The organism is Bradyrhizobium sp. UBA2491 (assembly GCF_002341725.1).
GTDB lineage: Bacteria > Pseudomonadota > Alphaproteobacteria > Rhizobiales > Xanthobacteraceae > Bradyrhizobium.
Genome location: NZ_DDOP01000019.1, coordinates 38573 through 55834 on the forward strand (window position 1 = coordinate 38573; position 17262 = coordinate 55834).

The 17262-nt window shown below is 66.6% G+C and carries 16 protein-coding genes; 12 read left to right on the plus strand and 4 right to left on the minus strand.

Annotation, left to right across the window (positions count from 1 at the left end; genetic code table 11):
• The 3 genes from B2W55_RS06385 to B2W55_RS06395 form a co-directional block, all read left to right on the plus strand.
• Positions 1-394 (plus strand): MFS transporter (locus B2W55_RS06385; RefSeq protein ID WP_291532194.1); only part of this gene is annotated, 394 nt, incomplete at its 5' end.
• Between the two features lie 145 nt (positions 395-539).
• Positions 540-1712, plus strand: coding sequence for an acyl-CoA dehydrogenase family protein (locus B2W55_RS06390; RefSeq protein WP_024578911.1), 1173 nt, complete (start codon positions 540-542; stop codon positions 1710-1712).
• Positions 1713-1826: 114 nt separating this feature from the next.
• Positions 1827-3794, plus strand: a complete 1968-nt coding sequence (locus tag B2W55_RS06395) for a methyl-accepting chemotaxis protein (RefSeq protein WP_024578910.1) — start codon at positions 1827-1829, stop codon at positions 3792-3794.
• Positions 3795-3815: 21 nt separating this feature from the next.
• On the opposite strand, the gene B2W55_RS06400 is transcribed toward B2W55_RS06395, so the two are convergent.
• Complete coding sequence (locus tag B2W55_RS06400; RefSeq protein ID WP_024578909.1) at positions 3816-4721, minus strand: sterol desaturase family protein; 906 nt, start codon at positions 4719-4721, stop codon at positions 3816-3818.
• Positions 4722-4832: 111 nt separating this feature from the next.
• On the opposite strand from B2W55_RS06400, the gene B2W55_RS06405 reads away from it, so the two are divergent.
• Genes B2W55_RS06405 through B2W55_RS06415 form a run of 3 tightly spaced genes read left to right on the plus strand, consistent with a single transcriptional unit; the run spans position 4833 to position 6724 of the window.
• Positions 4833-5438 (plus strand): TetR/AcrR family transcriptional regulator, encoded by a 606-nt coding sequence (locus B2W55_RS06405; protein ID WP_024578908.1) that lies wholly within the window; start codon positions 4833-4835, stop codon positions 5436-5438.
• Positions 5439-5448: 10 nt separating this feature from the next.
• Positions 5449-6231, plus strand: coding sequence for a sulfite exporter TauE/SafE family protein (locus tag B2W55_RS06410; protein ID WP_024578907.1), 783 nt, complete (start codon positions 5449-5451; stop codon positions 6229-6231).
• 34 nt (positions 6232-6265) lie between these two features.
• Entirely contained in the window at positions 6266-6724 is a 459-nt protein-coding gene (locus tag B2W55_RS06415) for a DUF1801 domain-containing protein (RefSeq protein ID WP_024578906.1), read from the plus strand.
• A gap of 110 nt (positions 6725-6834) precedes the next feature.
• Here B2W55_RS06415 and B2W55_RS06420 read toward each other — a convergent pair whose 3' ends face one another.
• Complete coding sequence (locus tag B2W55_RS06420; RefSeq protein WP_168200194.1) at positions 6835-9030, minus strand: putative bifunctional diguanylate cyclase/phosphodiesterase; 2196 nt, start codon at positions 9028-9030, stop codon at positions 6835-6837.
• Between the two features lie 353 nt (positions 9031-9383).
• Complete coding sequence (locus B2W55_RS06425; protein ID WP_080890944.1) at positions 9384-9863, minus strand: GNAT family N-acetyltransferase; 480 nt, start codon at positions 9861-9863, stop codon at positions 9384-9386.
• Positions 9864-10059: 196 nt separating this feature from the next.
• Here B2W55_RS06425 and mepA point away from each other — a divergent pair, with 196 nt between their 5' ends.
• The 6 genes from mepA (at position 10060) to B2W55_RS06455 (ending at position 15367) form a co-directional block, all read left to right on the plus strand.
• Positions 10060-11007, plus strand: coding sequence for a penicillin-insensitive murein endopeptidase (gene mepA, locus B2W55_RS06430; protein ID WP_024578903.1), 948 nt, complete (start codon positions 10060-10062; stop codon positions 11005-11007).
• Between the two features lie 133 nt (positions 11008-11140).
• Positions 11141-11650, plus strand: a complete 510-nt coding sequence (locus B2W55_RS06435; RefSeq protein WP_024578902.1) for a hypothetical protein — start codon at positions 11141-11143, stop codon at positions 11648-11650.
• Positions 11651-11840: 190 nt separating this feature from the next.
• Positions 11841-12626: a molybdate ABC transporter substrate-binding protein gene (gene modA / locus B2W55_RS06440; protein ID WP_024578901.1), complete on the plus strand. Its 786-nt coding sequence runs from the start codon at positions 11841-11843 to the stop codon at positions 12624-12626.
• A gap of 4 nt (positions 12627-12630) precedes the next feature.
• Entirely contained in the window at positions 12631-13326 is a 696-nt protein-coding gene (gene modB / locus B2W55_RS06445; protein WP_024578900.1) for a molybdate ABC transporter permease subunit, read from the plus strand.
• Between the two features lie 103 nt (positions 13327-13429).
• On the plus strand, positions 13430-14101 hold the full coding sequence (modC, locus tag B2W55_RS06450; protein ID WP_024578899.1) for a molybdenum ABC transporter ATP-binding protein: 672 nt from the start codon (positions 13430-13432) through the stop codon (positions 14099-14101).
• A gap of 114 nt (positions 14102-14215) precedes the next feature.
• Positions 14216-15367 carry a hypothetical protein gene (locus tag B2W55_RS06455; protein WP_024578898.1) on the plus strand — a complete coding sequence of 384 codons (1152 nt, stop codon included), beginning with the start codon at positions 14216-14218 and terminating at the stop codon, positions 15365-15367.
• 3 nt (positions 15368-15370) lie between these two features.
• Here B2W55_RS06455 and B2W55_RS06460 read toward each other — a convergent pair whose 3' ends face one another.
• A complete protein-coding gene (locus B2W55_RS06460) occupies positions 15371-17164 on the minus strand; it encodes a potassium/proton antiporter (protein WP_024578897.1) in 1794 nt (597 codons plus the stop codon).
• Between the last annotated feature and the right edge of the window lie 98 nt (positions 17165-17262).

The following is a 17262-nucleotide window of genomic DNA, read 5'->3' on the forward strand; positions in this document are numbered from 1 at the left end:
CCGGCTTGGCGCCAAGCCGGTGCTGGTCGGCGGCCTCCTGGTGCAGGCGCTGTCGATCGCGACCTATCTCGCGGTGGCGCGGCTCGGCGAGTTCTATGCACTGTCGGTCGTGTTCGGCCTCGCCTATGGCGGCGTGATGCCGCTGTACGCGGTGCTGGTGCGCGAGTTCTTCGGCGCGCGCATCATGGGCACGGTGTTCGGTGCGGTGTCGGCGTTCGCGAGCCTTGGCATGGCGCTCGGGCCGTGGGCCGGCGGCTATGTGTACGACACGTTCCACGGCTATACGTGGCTGCACGCCGGTTCCTTCGCGATCGGCCTCGCCGCGGTCGCGGTGGCGCTGAGCTTTCCGACCAGGCGCCAGCCCTCGCTCGATCTCGGCCGCGCCGCCGCGTAAGCGCGTCCGTCGATCCGTCACGCATCGGCACCAACAGCGGATAGCTGATCTGCGGACACACCATGCTACCTTGCCCTCCCCGGCCGGATGCGTCACCATCACCTGACGCGCCCAACAAGAACGACCGAAGGGGCCGAGGAAACGCATGAACAAGCCGCAGGGGTTTGACCTTGTCGAGCGGGCGCGCGCACTGGCGCCGCTGATCATGAGCGAAGCCGACGACATCGAACGAACGCGGCGGCTGACGCCTTCCGTGACCTCAGCCCTGGTCGAGAACGGATTGTACCGGGCGCTGCTGCCGAAGCGTTTTGGCGGCGCCGAGGCGACGCTCGACGAATTCATGCAGATGCAGGAGGAGATCGCCAAGGCCGACGCGTCGACCGCATGGTGCCTCGGCCAATGCAGCGTCTGCGCGATGACCGCGGCCTATCTCGATCCTGAAGCCGCCGACGAGATCTTCAACACTGCGCCCGGCATCCTGGCCTGGGGCGCGATCGGCCACGAGGTTCGCGCCGAGCCCGGCGGCTACCGCGCCAGCGCGCGCTGGGATTTTGCCTCGGGCTCGCGGCAGGCGAGCTGGCTCGGCGCCCACGTCCGGGTCGTCGAAGCCGACGGCTCACCGCGCAACAAGGCTGACGGTTCGCCGGAGATCCGCACCATCCTGTTCCCGATGTCGCAAGCCACGATGTATGACGTCTGGGACGTGATCGGCCTGAGAGGCACCGGCACCGATTCCTATTCGGTCGACAACCTCTTCATCCCGGAGAAATTCGCCGCGTTGCGCGACGATCCCACAGCATGCCGCGAAACGGGACCGCTCTACAAGCTCACCACCAACATGGTGTTCAGCATGGGCTTCGCCGCGACCTCGCTCGGCGTTGCGCGCGCCATGCTCGATGCGGCGACCGAACTCGCGCGCGGCAAGACCCCGCAAGGATTGAAGGCGATGCGCGACAACAATGCGGTGCAGGGCCAGATCGGCCGCACCGAGGCGAGCCTGCGCGCCGCGCGCGCCTATCTGTACGCGACCGCCAACGACGTCTGGCGCGATCTGTCGCGCGGTGAAGCGATCAGCGAAGCGCATCGGGTCGCGATCCGCATCGCCTCGACCTGGACCATCCACCAGTCGGCCTCGGTGGTCGACATCGCCTATCACATGTCGGGCGCGACTGCGGTGTTCGCGAAGAATCCGTTCGAGCGACGGTTCCGCGACATGCATGCGATCGCGCAGCAGATCCAGGCCCGCGACACCCAGTATGAGGACGCCGGCAAGGCGATCCTCTCGGGCAATCTCACAGCGCCGCCGACGACGCGTTAGTGGTGATACGAAAGTAGTGCCAGGGAGTGAGGAAGCGGTCGGCGACAACATCCGGTCGTTAAGCTTTTTCTGAGAGCTTGCGGACTCGAAAATCCCTGGAATTCCGACGGTACCATGTTCACGCTTCGATCGATTGCCGCCCGCCTGATCCTGGCGATTGCCCTGACTGTCGCAATCGCCTGCGCCATCCTCGGTGGCTTCTCCATCAGCCAGCAACGCGCGCTGACGCGGCTCGCGCTCGATCAGCAGCTCAAGCTGCAATATGACAGCGTGATCGCGGCGATCGAATATGAGGGGCGCGCCGCGCTCGCGGTCTCGGCCGTGATCGCAGCCTTGCCGCCGGTCGAGGATGCCATCGCCAAGGGCGATCGCGACGGCCTCGGCAAGCTGCTCGCCGCGCCCTGGGCCGCGATCAAGGCGCAGGGCATCCCGCTGATTTCGTTCTGGCAGGCCCCGGCGACGAGCTTCTATCGGGTCCACACCCCGAAAATCTTCGGCGACGACGCCTCCACCCGGCGCATCACCGTGGTGGAATCGATCAAGGCCGGCAAACCGATCGTCGGCGTCGAGCCCGCCCGCGAAGCGCTTTCGATCTTCGGCATGACCCCGGTCATGCACGACGGCAAGACGCTGGGCAATGTCGACATCGGCGTCGCCTTCGGCAAGGAATTCGTCGACCGCGCCAAGAAGCGCTTCGGCATCGACCTCGCGGTGCATTCCTTCGACGGCCAGCGCTTCAAGCGGCTGTCCTCGACCTTCGGCGACACCGTGGTGGCGACCCAGGACGAGCTCAAGAGCGTGATGAACGGCGCGGCCGTGCTGCGCGACGCCGTTCTCGACGGCCACGAGGTCGAGCTCTATCTCGGCCAGATCAAGAACTATGCCGGCGAACCGGTCGCCGTGCTCGAGATCATCAAGGACACCAGCGACTATGCGGCCGCGGCCGCAACCGCGCAGCGCAACCTGGTCCTCGGCGTGGTTGCGATCCTGGCCGCGGCCATATTGCTGGCATTCCTGCTCGGCCGCGGCCTGTCACGGCCGCTGATCGCGATCACCGCCGTGATGAACCGCCTCTCCAGCGGCGACACCAGCGTCACGATTCCCGGCAGCGAGCGCCGCGACGAGCTCGGCACGATGGCGAAAGCGGTCGACGTGTTCCGCCGCAGCATGATCGAGACCTCGTCGCTGCGCGAGGCGCAGGAGGCCGACAAGGTGAAGGCGGAGACCGACCGGCGGACGCTGCAACGGCAGATGGCCGACCGCTTCGAGTCCGACGTCAAGGATATGGTCGGCGCCGTCGCGCGGTCGTCGAGCGACATGCAGCGCGTCGCAGGCGAGATCACGTCGAGTGTCAACGGCACCTCGGAGCGGACCTCGGCGGCAGCCGCCGCGTCGGAGGAAGCCTCGGCCAGCGTCAATGCGGTCGCGGCGGCGACCGAGGAGCTGGCGTCCTCGATCACCGAGATCGGCCGCCAGGTCACCCATTCCAGCCGCGTCGCCGACAACGCTGTGGCCAAGGCAGCGGAAACCACCGAGATGGTGACGAGCCTCGCCGCGTCAGCCGAGAAGATCGGCGACGTGCTGCGCCTGATCAGCGCGATCGCGAGCCAGACCAATCTGTTGGCGCTCAACGCCACCATCGAGGCGGCGCGCGCCGGCGACGCTGGCCGCGGCTTCGCCGTGGTCGCCTCCGAGGTCAAGGAACTGGCGAGCCAGACCGCGAAGGCGACCGACGAGATCGCCGGCCAAGTCGGCGCGATCCAGTCCGCCACCGGCAATTGCGTCAGCGCGATCGGCGACATCAGCACCACCATCCGCGAGATCTCGGGCATCGCCACCGCGATCGCGGCCGCCGTCGAACAGCAGGACTCGGCGACGCGCGAGATCGCCCGCAGCGTGCAACAGGCGTCGTCCGGGACCGGCGAAGTCTCCGCCAATATCGCCGGCGCGAGCGAGGCCGCCGGCCAATCCCGCGCGCTCACCGGCAATGTGCTGGACACGTCAGGCCAACTCGGCGATCACGCCTCCGCGCTGTCGCACAGCGTCGACACCTTCCTCGCCGGCCTGCGCAACGCCGCCTGAGCGGCGGCGCTGCGGGTCACGTCACGGCCACGGCAGGAGGGGCGGCGGTGCGGATTGTTCGGACTTGCCATCCGGCGCCGATCCTCCCCAGTCGCTCATGAAAGGCATCTTCAGCAGACCGCGCAACGATTGCTGCTCGGAGCCATCGAAGCCGTCGAGCCCGTAGCGCAGTTCGGCAAAGCGCGGGCCATGATTGTAGGTGCCGCCAAGCCGGTCCCAGATCGAGAGCAGGTTCGAATAGTTGCTGTCGGTCTCTGGCTGGTGACGGGAATGATGCATCTTGTGCATGTTCGGCGTCACGAACAGCAGCCGCAGCCGGCGATCGAGGCGCTCGGGCAGCCTGATATTGGCATGCTCGAGCTGGCCATTCAGCGCCGACAGCGTCAGATAGGTGACCAGCACCCAGGCCGGCGTTCCGAACACCACGACGCCGGCGATGTGCCAACTGATCCGCCATAGCGTCTCACCCGGATGCTCGCGGAACGCGGTGGTGACATCGACCAAGCGGTCGGCATGGTGCACGCGGTGGAAGCGCCACATCCAGCCGAGCTTGTGCATCGAGATGTGGGCGAAATAGGTGAAGAGGTCGAGTCCGATGAGGCCGAGCAGGAGTTGGGCCGGGGCTGACAGGCCAAGCCAGTAAGACAGGCCGAATCCCGCGTCCGCGGTCCAATGCGTGGCCAATGGCGAGAGCGGACTGAGCAACAGGTTGACGCCAACGAAGATCACGGTGATGGCGGCGTTGCGCCCGATGTTACGCAGCCGTTCGCTACGGGCGTAGTCGAACAGCGGAAACGCCGCCTCGAACAGCAGAACCAGCGCGAAGCCGGCGAGCAGAAACGTGATGCGCGCGCCGGCGGATGGCAGCGCGACCTGCGCCGCCTCTCCGGCGCCGGGTTGGGACAAGAGCTTCACAAAGCCGATCATGACGCGTGCTCCTCTCTTTACAAAACGAATATTCGTTCTTTATAATGGAGGCCTGCGAACGTCAAGCCGTCCCGCCGCTCAGGCTGCGCCGGGACTCCGAAGGAACCGATCATGCCGAAGGTGAAACCCGAAACCCTGGCGCTGCGCCGCGAGGAGATCCTGCGCGCCGCCGAGAACTGCTTTGCGCGGCAGGGATTTCACCAGACCACGATCCAGGACGTGATCAAGGAGTCGGGCCTCAGCGCGGGCTGCATCTACGGACACTTCGCCAGCAAGGACGAATTGATCCAGGCGATCAGCGACAGCCGTCACGGTCGCGACAGCACGCTGTTCGCTGCCGGAGGCGACACCGATGATCCGTTGCAGGGCTTGCGGGCGGTCGCGCGTGCCTTCCTCGGCGACTTGCAAAAGGAGGCGGGCTTGCAGGCCCGCCGCGTCGGCTTGCAGCTCTGGGCGGAGGCACTCCGCGACGACGTGATCCGCGAACAGGTGGCGAGCGGAATACGGCAGCCGATCGCCTTGATCGCCGAGATGCTGCGCCGGGGGCAGAAACGCGGCGTGATCGACCGCACCGTTCAGCCGCGCGGCGCAGCGCGAGCGATCGTCGCCATGTTCCAGGGCATCGTGCTGCAACGGCTGTGGGGCGAATCCATCTCCACATCCGAGGCCATGCAGGTCTTCGAGACCTTTCTCGCCGGCCTCGCCGCGAAACGCTGACGGAACCCCGATGGCCATCCACGATCTCCTTGCCGGCCTGATCACCGGTTTGGCAGGCGGCCTGACCGCCGGGCTGCTTGGCGTCAGTCCTGGCGGCGGGCTGGTGGTGTTCTCGGTGCTGTTGCTTGGCGCCGGGCAGCACGTCGCGCAGGGCATTTCGCTGGTCGCGCAGGTGCCTCCGACCAGCCTCACCGGGATCAGGCGTTACTGGCGGAGCGGCAACCGCACGCCGCTGCGCTGGATCATTCTTCTGACCATTGGCTTCGTCGCCGGGGGCGCCGCCGGCGCACTCGCCGCGAACCATGTCGGCGAGCCTGCGCTGCGCTGGACCTATGTGGCCTATCTCGTCGCACTCGACGCGATGCTGATCCTGCGCGGTGGGCGCGACAAGGCAGATCCCGACGACGATCGCACGGCGCGCGACATACCCTGGCCGGCCCTGCTCTCTGTCGGCCTGCTGGCCGGCCTGTCGTCGGGCTTCCTGGGCATTGGCGGCGGGCTGGCAACCGTGGTGGGCCTGAGCGCCGTGCTCGGCGTGCCGCAACACCAGGCGCAGATGGCGAGCCTCGTGATGTCGCTGATCCCGACCACGCTCCCGTCGGCCTGGATTTACTGGAGCGAGGGCGCGCTCGCGTCATGGCCGGTGCTGGCGGGAGTCGTCGTCGGCCTGCTCGGAGGCACCGATCTCGGCGCCCGCGCCGCCAACCGCGTCGATCGCGCGACGCTCCGCATCGCGATGATCTTCTTCGTGTCGCTGATGGCGCTCTATATGACGTTCAAGGCGCTGTGGTAGATAAACACGGTATGTCCTCCTCTCGGAGTTCTCCATGCGCAAGCCGGCAACGTCGACCACGAAGGCTGCACGTCCCCCGCAAGCGAAGGCCGCGGACTCGCTGTTCGACGGCTACCCTGCCCCCGTCAAGGCCAAGCTGCTGGCGCTGCGGCGGCTGATCTTCGAGGCCGCGAAGACGACCAAGGGCGTCGGCGCGCTGGAAGAGACGCTGAAATGGGGCCAGCCGAGCTACCTGACGGCGGAGACCGGCAGCGGCAGCACGATCCGGATCGACCAGGTGAAGCCGGCCGCCGACCAGGTCGCGGTCTATTTTCACTGCCAGACCAACCTGGTCGAGACCTTTCGCGAGCTCTATCCCGAGCTCAGCTTTAGCGGCAATCGCGCGATCCTGCTCGATGTCGCCGGCAAGCTGCCGGAGGTAGAGCTGCGCCACTGCGTGGCGCTGGCGCTGACCTATCATTTGAACAAGAAGGCGGCGGTCGGCAAGGCGTAATCCTTGCCGTCATTGCGAGGAGCGAAGCGACGAACCAATCCATCTGACCGCGCGGAGGATAGATGGATTGCTTCGCTGCGCTCGCAATGACGAGAGAGCAGCCCTGGCGGCTACGCGACCAGCGCCGTGGCGACGCGCTGCGCTTTCAAGAGGCTGATCACTTCGGCGTTCGGCCGGGCGCGGCTGAACAGGAAGCCCTGACCCTCGTGGCAGCCCTCGGCGCGCAGGCAGCTCAGTTCCGCTTCGGTCTCGACGCCCTCGGCGGTGATGGTGACGCCCAATCCCATGCCGAGGCTGACGATCGAGCGCACGATCGCCTGCGCATCCGGGTTGGCGCCAAGGTCGCGCACGAAGGACTGGTCGATCTTGATCTTGTCGAACGGGAAGCTGCGCAGATAGCTGAGGCTCGAATAGCCGGTGCCGAAATCGTCCATCGACATCCGCACCCCGAGCGCGCGCAGCGCGTGCAGCGTCGCCAGCACTTGGCTGCTCTTTTCCAGCAGCAGCGTTTCGGTGATCTCGAGTTCGAGCCGCCGCGCCGGCAGGCCGGATTGCCGCAGCGCGTCGGTGACCAGCGCCAGCAGGTTGCCGGTACGGAACTGCAACGGCGACAGATTGACGGCGACGCGCACGTCGTCAGGCCATTGCGCGGCATCCATGCAGGCACGATGCAGCATCAACGAGCCGAGCGAATTGATCAGGCCGGTCTCCTCGGCGACCGGGATGAACTCGCCGGGCGAGATCATGCCGCGCTCCGGATGCGGCCAGCGCACCAGCGCCTCGAGGCCGGTGATGCGCCCGCTGGTGAGGTCGACCAGCGGCTGGTAGTAGGGTTGCAGGCCGTCGTTCTGGATCGCATCGCGCAGATCGATCTCGATCTTGCGGCGGCTCTGGGCGCGCGCATCCATCTCGGCTTCGAAGAAGGAGAAGGTGCCGCGGAACTCGCTCTTGGCGCGCGACAATGCCATGTCGGCGCTCTTCAGCAGCTTCTCGGAATCCTCGCCGTCGCCGGGCGACATCGCGATCCCGATGCTGGCGCCGATCACCACCGAATGCCCCTCGAGCAGATAGGGCTCGCCGATCGCCTCCAGGATCCGCCGCGCCAACAGCACCGCATCCTCGGGCCGCATCACGCCGCCCTGCACGATGGTGAACTCATCGGAGTTGAGGCGCGCCAGCGCGTCTTCCTCGCGCAGCGTCGAGCGCAGGCGTTTGGCGACCCCGCGCAACAGCTTGTCGCCGATGCCGTGGCCGAGCGTCTCGTTGACCGCCTTGAAATTGTCGAGCCCGAGCATCAGCACCGCGACCTTGTCGGTCGAGCGGCGGGTGTGCTGCAACATCTCGTCCATCTGCTGGCGCAGCAGATTGCGGTTCGGCAGGCCGGTCAGGCCGTCGTGCTGGGCCATGAAGGCCAGCCGCGCCTCGGCGCGCTTGCGCTCGGTGATGTCCATCAGCGCGAGCAGCATCGCCGGCTGATCGCCATGCATCAGCTGGCGCGAATAGATCGCAAGGTCGATCAGCGTGCCGTCGGCGCGCACGTGCTTCCAGGTTCGCGCCGCCTGCTCGTCGCTGCTGCGACCCGGCGCCCAGGGCAATTCGGGATCGAACGCCTGCAAGCTCCTGATCGTCATCTTCTCGAATTCGGCACGCACGTAGCCATAATGCGCGATCGCGGCATCGTTGACCGCCAGGATTCGTTCGCCGTCGAGCGCGCACAGGATCATCGGCACCGGATTGCCGTCGAACAGCAGGCGGAACGAGGCCTCGCGCTGCTTCAATTCGGTGATGTCGACACGCAGGCCGACAATGCCGCCGTCCGAGGTCAGCCGCTCCTCGATCAGCACCACGCGGCCGTCGGCCAGCGTTTGCTCGTGGCGCTCCCCCGGCTGGTACATCTTCTTGAGCCGCTCGGCGATCCACTCTTCCTCACGCCCGGCGGCCTCGGGATAATCGCCCCGCGCGACGCCGATGCGGATGGTGTCCTCCAGGCGCGCGCCGTGCTCGAACAGGTCGGAGCTGCGCTTGTAGATTTCCGAGTATTTCTTGTTCCACAACGTGTAGCGGCCTTCGGGGTCCAGGAACACGATGCCCTGCGGCAGGATATCGATCGCTTCGCGCAATCGCGCGTTGGACTTGCGTGCCTCGGCGATCGCGGCCTCGGCATGCGCGCGTTGGCGAACCAACTCGCCGATCTCAGCCGCGGGCCGACGCGAACCGCCTGACACTCTCGGGATCGGCGTGGGCCGGCGGCCCCGGGAACGGGGCAGTTTGGACTGCTTCGGTTTCTTGATTTTCTTTGGCCGCATCATCGGTATCGCACGCCCCACGCGTATTCCAGCTCGGCGATATTTCTGCGATAAGTCTCTGAAAAATTGGTATCTCTTGGCGAATAGCTGCACACGTTGAGAAGCTGCGGCATGCCCGCTTAGCAGGCGGCTTCGCGCCGGGCGCGAATTGTTGCCGGTATGCGAGTGACGCAATGCGCGGATTTGCGGCGTGGCAGCGCCGCTGCGTGGTGAAGGAAGCGTAAATCCACGCGCCGCTGCACAATGAATGCACCGAAAGCGCTTCAAGCGCTCGAATGTTTGTCAGTCTGTGACAGGGTTATCGCCGGGTTAAGCCGGCAGTCGCCAAACAAGGCGTGACGTCCGGTTGCGGGCTATAGCGGCTTGACCATGCGGATGGTCTCCGAACGAAAGCCACCGCGCTCATAAAAATCAATCGCGCGCCTGTTGTCGGCGAACACATCGAGACTGAGAAACCGGTACTTCATGTCGCGCGCCCAATCCTCGGCATGGCTCATCAGCAATCCGGCGATGCCCTGCCCTTCTGCCTGCTTCGTCAGGGCAAGGATCGCGACATAGCCACACGCTTCGTCCGTCACCCCATCCTTTCCGGGCTGCATATGGATGTAACCCAACCGCACATCATCGTCCGACACGGCGATCAGTGTCCGCGAGTTTTCGACGGCCTGGTTCACGGTGGCGGCCATGTAGCGGTCCTGAAACTGTTCCATCGCTCCCAAGTCATGCCACGCGGGACCAGGGACGCCTGAAAGACGCGGAGACAGCGCGACGAGAAAGTCGTGGTCGGATCGCGTTGCCTGTCGCACTCGAATCGAACCTGCACCAATCGACATTGCATTCTCCCACCATGGCACTCGCGAAGTCCGGAGGAGTTACAACGGATCGGCCCGACAAGCCACCGATACGCATTCATGCACGGTGCCCGTCCGGCAAGCTTGAGCCGCCCTGTGGGCGATCAAGCAAATGGGATGAAAGCGCGGTTCGTCTGGCCCGAATCCATGTTAGCCTTGCGCAGACAGAGTGATCCGAATGACACCCCGCCTGCGTCTGATCCCGCTTCTGATCTCAGCCCTCGTCGCCTGCACCATCTCCGCGCGGGCGCAGGACAAGGGCTCGCTCAATCCGCAGCCATTGCCGCCGCTCGCCAACCCCAACGATCCGACGATCGGGGCCAAGCAGTTGTTCGCACGCAAAGTGCTGCCGGCGGCGATGCCGACCCAGTCGATCGGCGGCTATACCAAAGGCTGTCTCGCCGGCGCCGCGCAGATGCCGCTCAACGGCGACACCTGGCAGGTGATGCGCCTGTCGCGCAATCGCTACTGGGGCCATCCCGACATGATCGCGCTGTTGAAGCGGCTGGCCGCCAACGCGCACAAGGACGCCGGCTGGCCGGGCATCCTGGTCGGCGACATCGGCCAGCCGCGCGGCGGTCCCGCGCTCTCCGGTCACGCCAGCCACCAGATCGGGCTCGACGCCGACATCTGGCTGACGCCGATGCCCAATCGCCAATTGTCGCGCGAGGATCGCGAAGAGATGTCGGCGGTGATGATGGTCCGCGACGACCGGCTCGACGTCGACCCGCGCGTGTTCACGCCGGGCCATCTGCTCGTCCTCCGCGACGCGGCGCGCGAGCCGGCGGTGCAACGCATCTTCGTCAATCCGGCGATCAAGAAGGCGCTGTGCCGCGAGGCCAAGGGCGATCGCAGTTGGCTGTCGAAGATCCGGCCGTGGTGGGGCCACGACTACCACTTCCACATCCGCATCCGGTGCCCGTCCGGCAGTCCCGAATGCGAAAGTCAGAAACCGCAAACCGAAGGCGAAGGCTGCAAGCCCTCCGATCTCGCCTTCTGGTTCAAGGATTCGGTGCTGCATCCGAAGCCGCCGCCGAAGCCACCGAAGCCGCACCCACCGATGACGCTGGCGCAAATGCCGGCGGATTGCAGGACGGTGCTGAACGCACCCGACGTCAAGCAATAACATCTTTGTCAGGCGGCTATGCCGGCCGGCTCCAACTACGTTATGATCGCGCGTGGCCGCGCCGTAAGTGCGGCCGCGCGATGGATCGGGGCCGCTGATCTGTTTCATCCGTCACAATTGCATTGGACCAGACATGCGCACATCGCTCCTCGCCGCATCGCTGCTGCTCGTTTCCGTTCCCGCCTTTGCGGCAGAGGAGCCGAGCGGCTGCGACAAGTTCAAATGGTCGATCGACCGCGCCCGCACCGCGCTCACCGCGCCCGATCGCGCCAGGCTTGCCTCGGGCAGCGAGCAGGCCGCATTGCCCTCGACCGCCATCACCCTGGCGCTGGTGGCCCCCGCCGACGCCAAATTGCCCTCGCCGCCGGAGCGCGCGCCGAAGGACGGCACCTTCGCCGGCTTCACCAGCTTCAAGGCCGCGCCGAAGGCCGGGCTCTATACCGTCAGCCTGTCGGCCGGCGCCTGGGTCGACCTGGTGCAGGACGGGCATTTCCTGAAGCCGAAAGCCTTCAGCGGCGCGACCGATTGCGACGGTATCCGCAAGACCATGAAGTACGATCTCGCCGCGAGCCCCTTCGTATTGCAGGTCAGCGGCGCGAAGGAGAACTCGCTCTCGATCGCGATCCAGCCGGCGGATCAATAGGCACCCCGTTAGACAAAGGGTCGCCTTTACCGTAAGCCTCAGCCTGCTATGTTTGCAGTGCGATATCCCGGACGACCGTAAGTCCTTCGGGAAGCAGCGGAACAGCGCTTCCGTCCGTCGCGCCCAGAACCCACCCAACGCCTGATCTGCGCGTGCCCGTTCGCGCGCGAGCTCGCACGGAGCGCTTTCCATGTCACGATTTGCCGGACTTTTCACCGCCTTCGTCCTCGTCCTCGGCGCGATCCATTCGCCCGCGCGGGCCGAAGACAAGACACTCACCGTCTTCGCCGCCGCCTCGATGAAGAACGCGCTCGACGAGGTCGACGCCGCCTATACCGCCAAGACCGGCGTCAAGATCAGCGCCAGCTATGCCGCGAGCTCAGCGCTGGCGAAGCAGATCGAGCAGGGCGCGCCGGCCGACGTGTTCGTCTCCGCCGACACCGACTGGATGGACTACGCGATCAAGCAGAAGAACATCAATGAATCGACGCGGGTCAACCTGCTCGGCAACTCGATCGTGCTGATCGCCCCGAAGGATTCCAAGATCGACAACGTCAATATCGCGCCGGGCTTCGATCTCGCCAAGCTCGCCGGTGACGGCAAGATCGCGACCGGCGACGTCAAGGCGGTACCGGTCGGAAAATACGCCAAGGCCGCACTGGAGAAGCTCGGTGCCTGGCAGGCCGCGGAGCCGAAATTCGCGATGGCCGAGAGCGTGCGCGCGGCGCTGACGCTGGTGGCGCGCGGCGAGGCCGTGCTCGGCATCGTCTACTCGACCGACGCCAAGGTCGAGCCCGGCGTCAAGATCGTCGGCACCTTCCCGGCCGACACCCATCCGGCGATCATCTATCCGGTCGCGGCGACCACGACCGCGAAGCCGGAGACATCAGAGTATCTCGCCTTCCTGCGCTCCTCGGCAGCGAAGACGATCCTCGAGAAATACGGCTTCAAGTTCCTGATCAGCCCGACGACCTAGTCGCGTGTTCGATATCTCGCCGACCGAATGGACGGCGATCCTGCTGTCGCTGCGGGTCGCCGTCATCGCAACGCTGGTGGCGACCCCGTTCGGGATCGCGCTCGCCTGGCTGCTGGCGCGGCGCGATTTCTGGGGCAAGTCGCTGCTCGATGCCGCCGTGCATCTGCCGCTGGTGCTGCCGCCCGTCGTCACCGGCTACCTGCTGCTCCTGACCTTCGGCAAACGCGGTCTGGTCGGCGGCTGGCTTGCCGAGCATCTCGGCATCGTGTTCGCCTTCCGTTGGACCGGTGCGGCGCTCGCCTGCGGCGTGATGTCGTTTCCGCTGCTGGTGCGGCCGATCCGCCTGTCAATTGAAGCCGTCGATCGCCGGCTCGAACAGGCGGCCGAGACGCTCGGCGCGACACCCTGGCGGGTGTTCGCCACCGTGACGCTGCCGCTGGCGCTGCCCGGCGTGCTCGCCGGCATGGTGCTCGGGTTCGCCAAGGCGATCGGCGAGTTCGGCGCCACCATCACCTTCGTCTCCAACATTCCCGGCGAGACCCAGACGATCTCGTCGGCGATCTATTCGCTGATCCAGACCCCCGACGGCGACACCGCCGCCGCGCGGCTCGTGATCGTCTCGGTCGTGCTGGCGGTCGGCGCACTGATCGCCGCCGAAGTGTTTGCGCGCCGCGCCACCGCGCGCCTGCACGGGCAATAGAGCATGACCCGGAAAAGTGCGAAGCGGTTTTCCGACAAGGTCATGCTCAAACAAGGAGCTAAATCGCGATGACGATTCAATTCAATCTCATAGCGCTTTAGCAATGCTGCGCGTCGACATTACCAAGCAGCTCGGCGAGTTCACGCTGGCGGCGGCGTTCACCAGCGAGGGCCGCGTCACCGGCCTGTTCGGCGCGTCCGGCTCCGGCAAGACCTCGCTGATCAACACCATCGCCGGCCTGGTTCGTCCCGACCGCGGCAGCATCGTGATCGACGGCGAGACCGTCGACGATACGTCGGCCGGCATTCACGTCCCGACCTGGCGGCGGCGCATCGGCTATGTGTTCCAGGACGCGCGGCTGTTTCCGCACCTCGATATAAGGCAGAACCTCGACTACGGCCGTCGCATGAACCGCCTCACGGAGGATCCGGCGCAGCACAAGCGCGTGGTCGATCTGCTCGACATCGGCGCCCTGCTCGACCGCCGCCCCGGAAAGCTCTCCGGCGGCGAGCGCCAGCGCGTCGCGCTCGGCCGGGCGCTGCTGTCCAAGCCGCGGCTGTTGCTGCTGGACGAGCCGCTGGGCGCGCTCGACGAAAGCCGCAAGCTCGAGATCCTGCCCTACCTGGTCCGGCTGCGCGACGAGGCCGGCGTCCCGATGGTCTATGTCAGCCACGACGCCGCCGAGCTGCGCCAGCTCGCCACCCAGATCGTGATGCTGCGCCGCGGCCAGGTGACCGCGTTCGGCGGTGTCAAGGTGTTGACGTCGGGCGCGTAGCTGGGCGTTTTCCCGAAACTCGGCATAAGATAGCCAATCTTGTCTGCTAGGCCCGCGCCGGGACATCCGATCGGGGCATGGGAAAGGCAAATCGTGCGACTGACTGGCTGGGTATTGCTGCTGATCGGCGGGCTGCTGTGCGCCACGATTGCGTGGGCCGCGCTCGGCTTCCTGTTGATGGGTGTCGGCCTGATCTCGCTGCAAGTCGCCGAACGCCGCCGGCGCCCGGCTGGCGATCTGGTGCCGGCCGGCGCCGCGGGATTTGTGCCGCCGCGGCTCAGCGCCGGGCTGCAACCGCCCACCCTCGACCCGATCGCCGGCCAGGAGGGCTCCCCGCAACGCCAGCCGCGCCGTGTGGCGTGGCCCGACCGGTCCGGCGGCGCGGCCTACGATCAGCAGGCGTGGCGCCGGCTGGTCGACAGCGACCCCGACATCGCCCGGCTCGCCAAGGTGCTCGCCGACTACGGCCCGCAATATGTCGATGAGCTGGCCGCGAGCTATCTGGCTGCCCCCGACAAGAAGCGCCTGGGAGCCATCGTCGACGGCATCATCACGCGCGCCCGAAACGGTCAGCCGGCCCCGCCTCCCGCGCCAGTCGCGGGATCGCAGCCTCCGCCGCTGCCGCCCCTGCCGGAGCCCAAACCGGTCGCCGCCCGTGCCGCCGAGCCAGCGACTTCGCCGGGTAATCCCGCCGGCGCGTTGGAGACATCCCTGCTCGGTGCGGTCGAAGAAGCTTCGGCCAGGATTGCCGCTGAGCGCGCGGGTCTCTTCAAGCCTCGCAAGGCCACCGACAGCCGTCCATCGGGCCAGCAGGAACCAGCCGTCGGACGGCCCCCGAGAGATTCCGAATTACAGCCCAAGCCGGCCGATCCGCCCGGCGACCTCGAGGCATCGTTGATCGCCGCGGTCAGCGAGGCCGCCGCCCGCCGGACCGACACCTTCAAGCCGACGGCATCGCCACCGCCCGCGAAGCCCGAGCCCCGCGCCACCGCAGCCGACGCTCCCAAGCTTCCGCCTCCTCCGCCGCTTGCCAAGGCACCTCCGGCAAAGCCAGCTCCCGCCAAGCAGCCGCCGGCCGATGATCTCGATGAATCGCTGCTCGCGGCGCTGGCCGAGATTTCCGGCCAGAAGATCGGCGACGAGCCCAAGATCGAGCCCAAGCAGGGCGCAGCGTCCGAGGACCCGCCCGGCTCGCCGATTGACGACGGCCTGTCCGAGATGGTCAAGAAGTTCGCGCCCGATTCGAACTTCCTGCGCAAGCAGTGACGCTCAGACCCCGGCCACCGATGCCCAGATGTCGGCGAGCTTGCGCCGCACGGTCTGCATCCGGGTCTGCGGCACGACCACTTCCTCCTCTTCCGGCAAGCGCAGGCCGACGACACTGACGCGGCCGCCGCTGATGCTGCGCGCCACCAGCACGATCGAGTCGAGCCACAACTCCGCGCCTTCCTTCGGCGCGCGGTCGAGGTTGATGTCGAAATAGTCCGCCAGCGTCAGCTTGGCCTGGTGCTCATCGACCTTGACGCCGTAGATCTCGGCGAGCTCGCCGAGCGTATGCTCGCCTGACACCATGAAGTCGCCGAGCAGATGCGGATCGGGCGCGCTCGACGGCGCCATGTCGACGAAGAAGCGGTCGAGCGCCTCGGCGCGCTCCGGCGGCGCCAAAAGATAGATGTAGTCGCCAGGCGCGACCGGATCGGCCTCGACAGGCGTCAGGATGCGTTCGTCGCGGATGATCAGCGTCGGCTTCGACCAGGACGGGATCAGCCCGCGGCGGAAATACAGGCTCTTCGGCCGCACCGGATAGCCGACCAGCTGCTGCTCGAGCTGGCCGGGCAGATCCAGTTCGACGCGCCGCGGCCCACGCTCGGCGCGCGGCAGCGCGACGTGCAGGCGGCGCGCCGCCGGCGCCAATGTCCAGCCCTGCAACAATAGCGAGATGATGACGACGACGAAGGCGACGTCGAAATACAGATAGGCCTTCGACAGGCCGACCAGCATCGGGATCGAGGCGAGGAAGATCGCGACCGCGCCGCGCAGGCCGGTCCAGGCGATGAAGACCTTCTCCCGCCAGTTGAACTTGAACGGCGCGAGGCAGATCAGGACCGCGAGCGGCCGCGCCACCAGCATCAGCGCGAACGCCACCAGCACGGCGCCGCCGGCGCTGGAGAGCAGGCGATGCGGCGACACCAGCAGCCCGAGCAGCACGAACATCACGATCTGGGCCAGCCAGGTCGCGGCGTCGAGGAACGTCACCACCGAATTATGCGCGCGGGTCGGCCGGTTGCCGATGATGATACCGGCGAGGTAGACCGCGAGGAATCCTGAGGCGTGCACGATCTGCGAGCCGCCGAAGATCACCAGCGCCGCCGTGGTGACGAACGGCGCATGCAGACCCTGCGGCAGCGCCACATAGTTCAGCGCGATCACCACCAGCCGGCCACCGATCACCCCGATGATGGCACCGAACACGGCCTCCTGGATGAATTCCATCGCGATGTGCGACGCCGAGCTCTGGCCGACCGAGATGAATTCGACCAGCATCAAGGTGAGGAAGATCGCGAACGGATCGTTGGTGCCGGATTCCGCCTCCAGCGTGGCGCCGACGCGGGGACGCAGCCGCAGGCCCTGGGTATGCACCAGCAGGAACACCGCCGCCGCGTCGGTCGAGGCCACGACGGCGCCGACCAGCAGCGACTCGGTCCAGTTGAGGTCGAGCACATAGCGGGCGACCGGCGCCGTGATCAGCGCGGTCAGCAGCACGCCGGCGGTCGCCAGCATCATCGAGGGCGCCAGCACCGTGCGGATGCTGGCAAAGCGCGTCTTCAAGCCGCCGTCGAACAGGATCAGCGCCAGCGCCACCGAGCCGACCAGATAGGTGGTGCGGACGTCGTCGAACTGGAGATGGCCCGGCCCGGCGTCGCCGGCCAGCATGCCAACCAGCAAGAACACCAGCAGCAAGGGGGCGCCGAACCGCAGCGCCAGCAGGCTCGACAGGATGCCAGCCATCACCAGCACCGCGCCGAGCAGGATCGCTATACTGACGGAGTCGAGGGATGCCATGCGCCTACAAAAGTCTCAAATACTTGCAATTGCATCCTTATCGTCGCCACACTGGGACGCCAACCCATTTCTGCCGTCAGCGGCAATCCGCCCGCCTT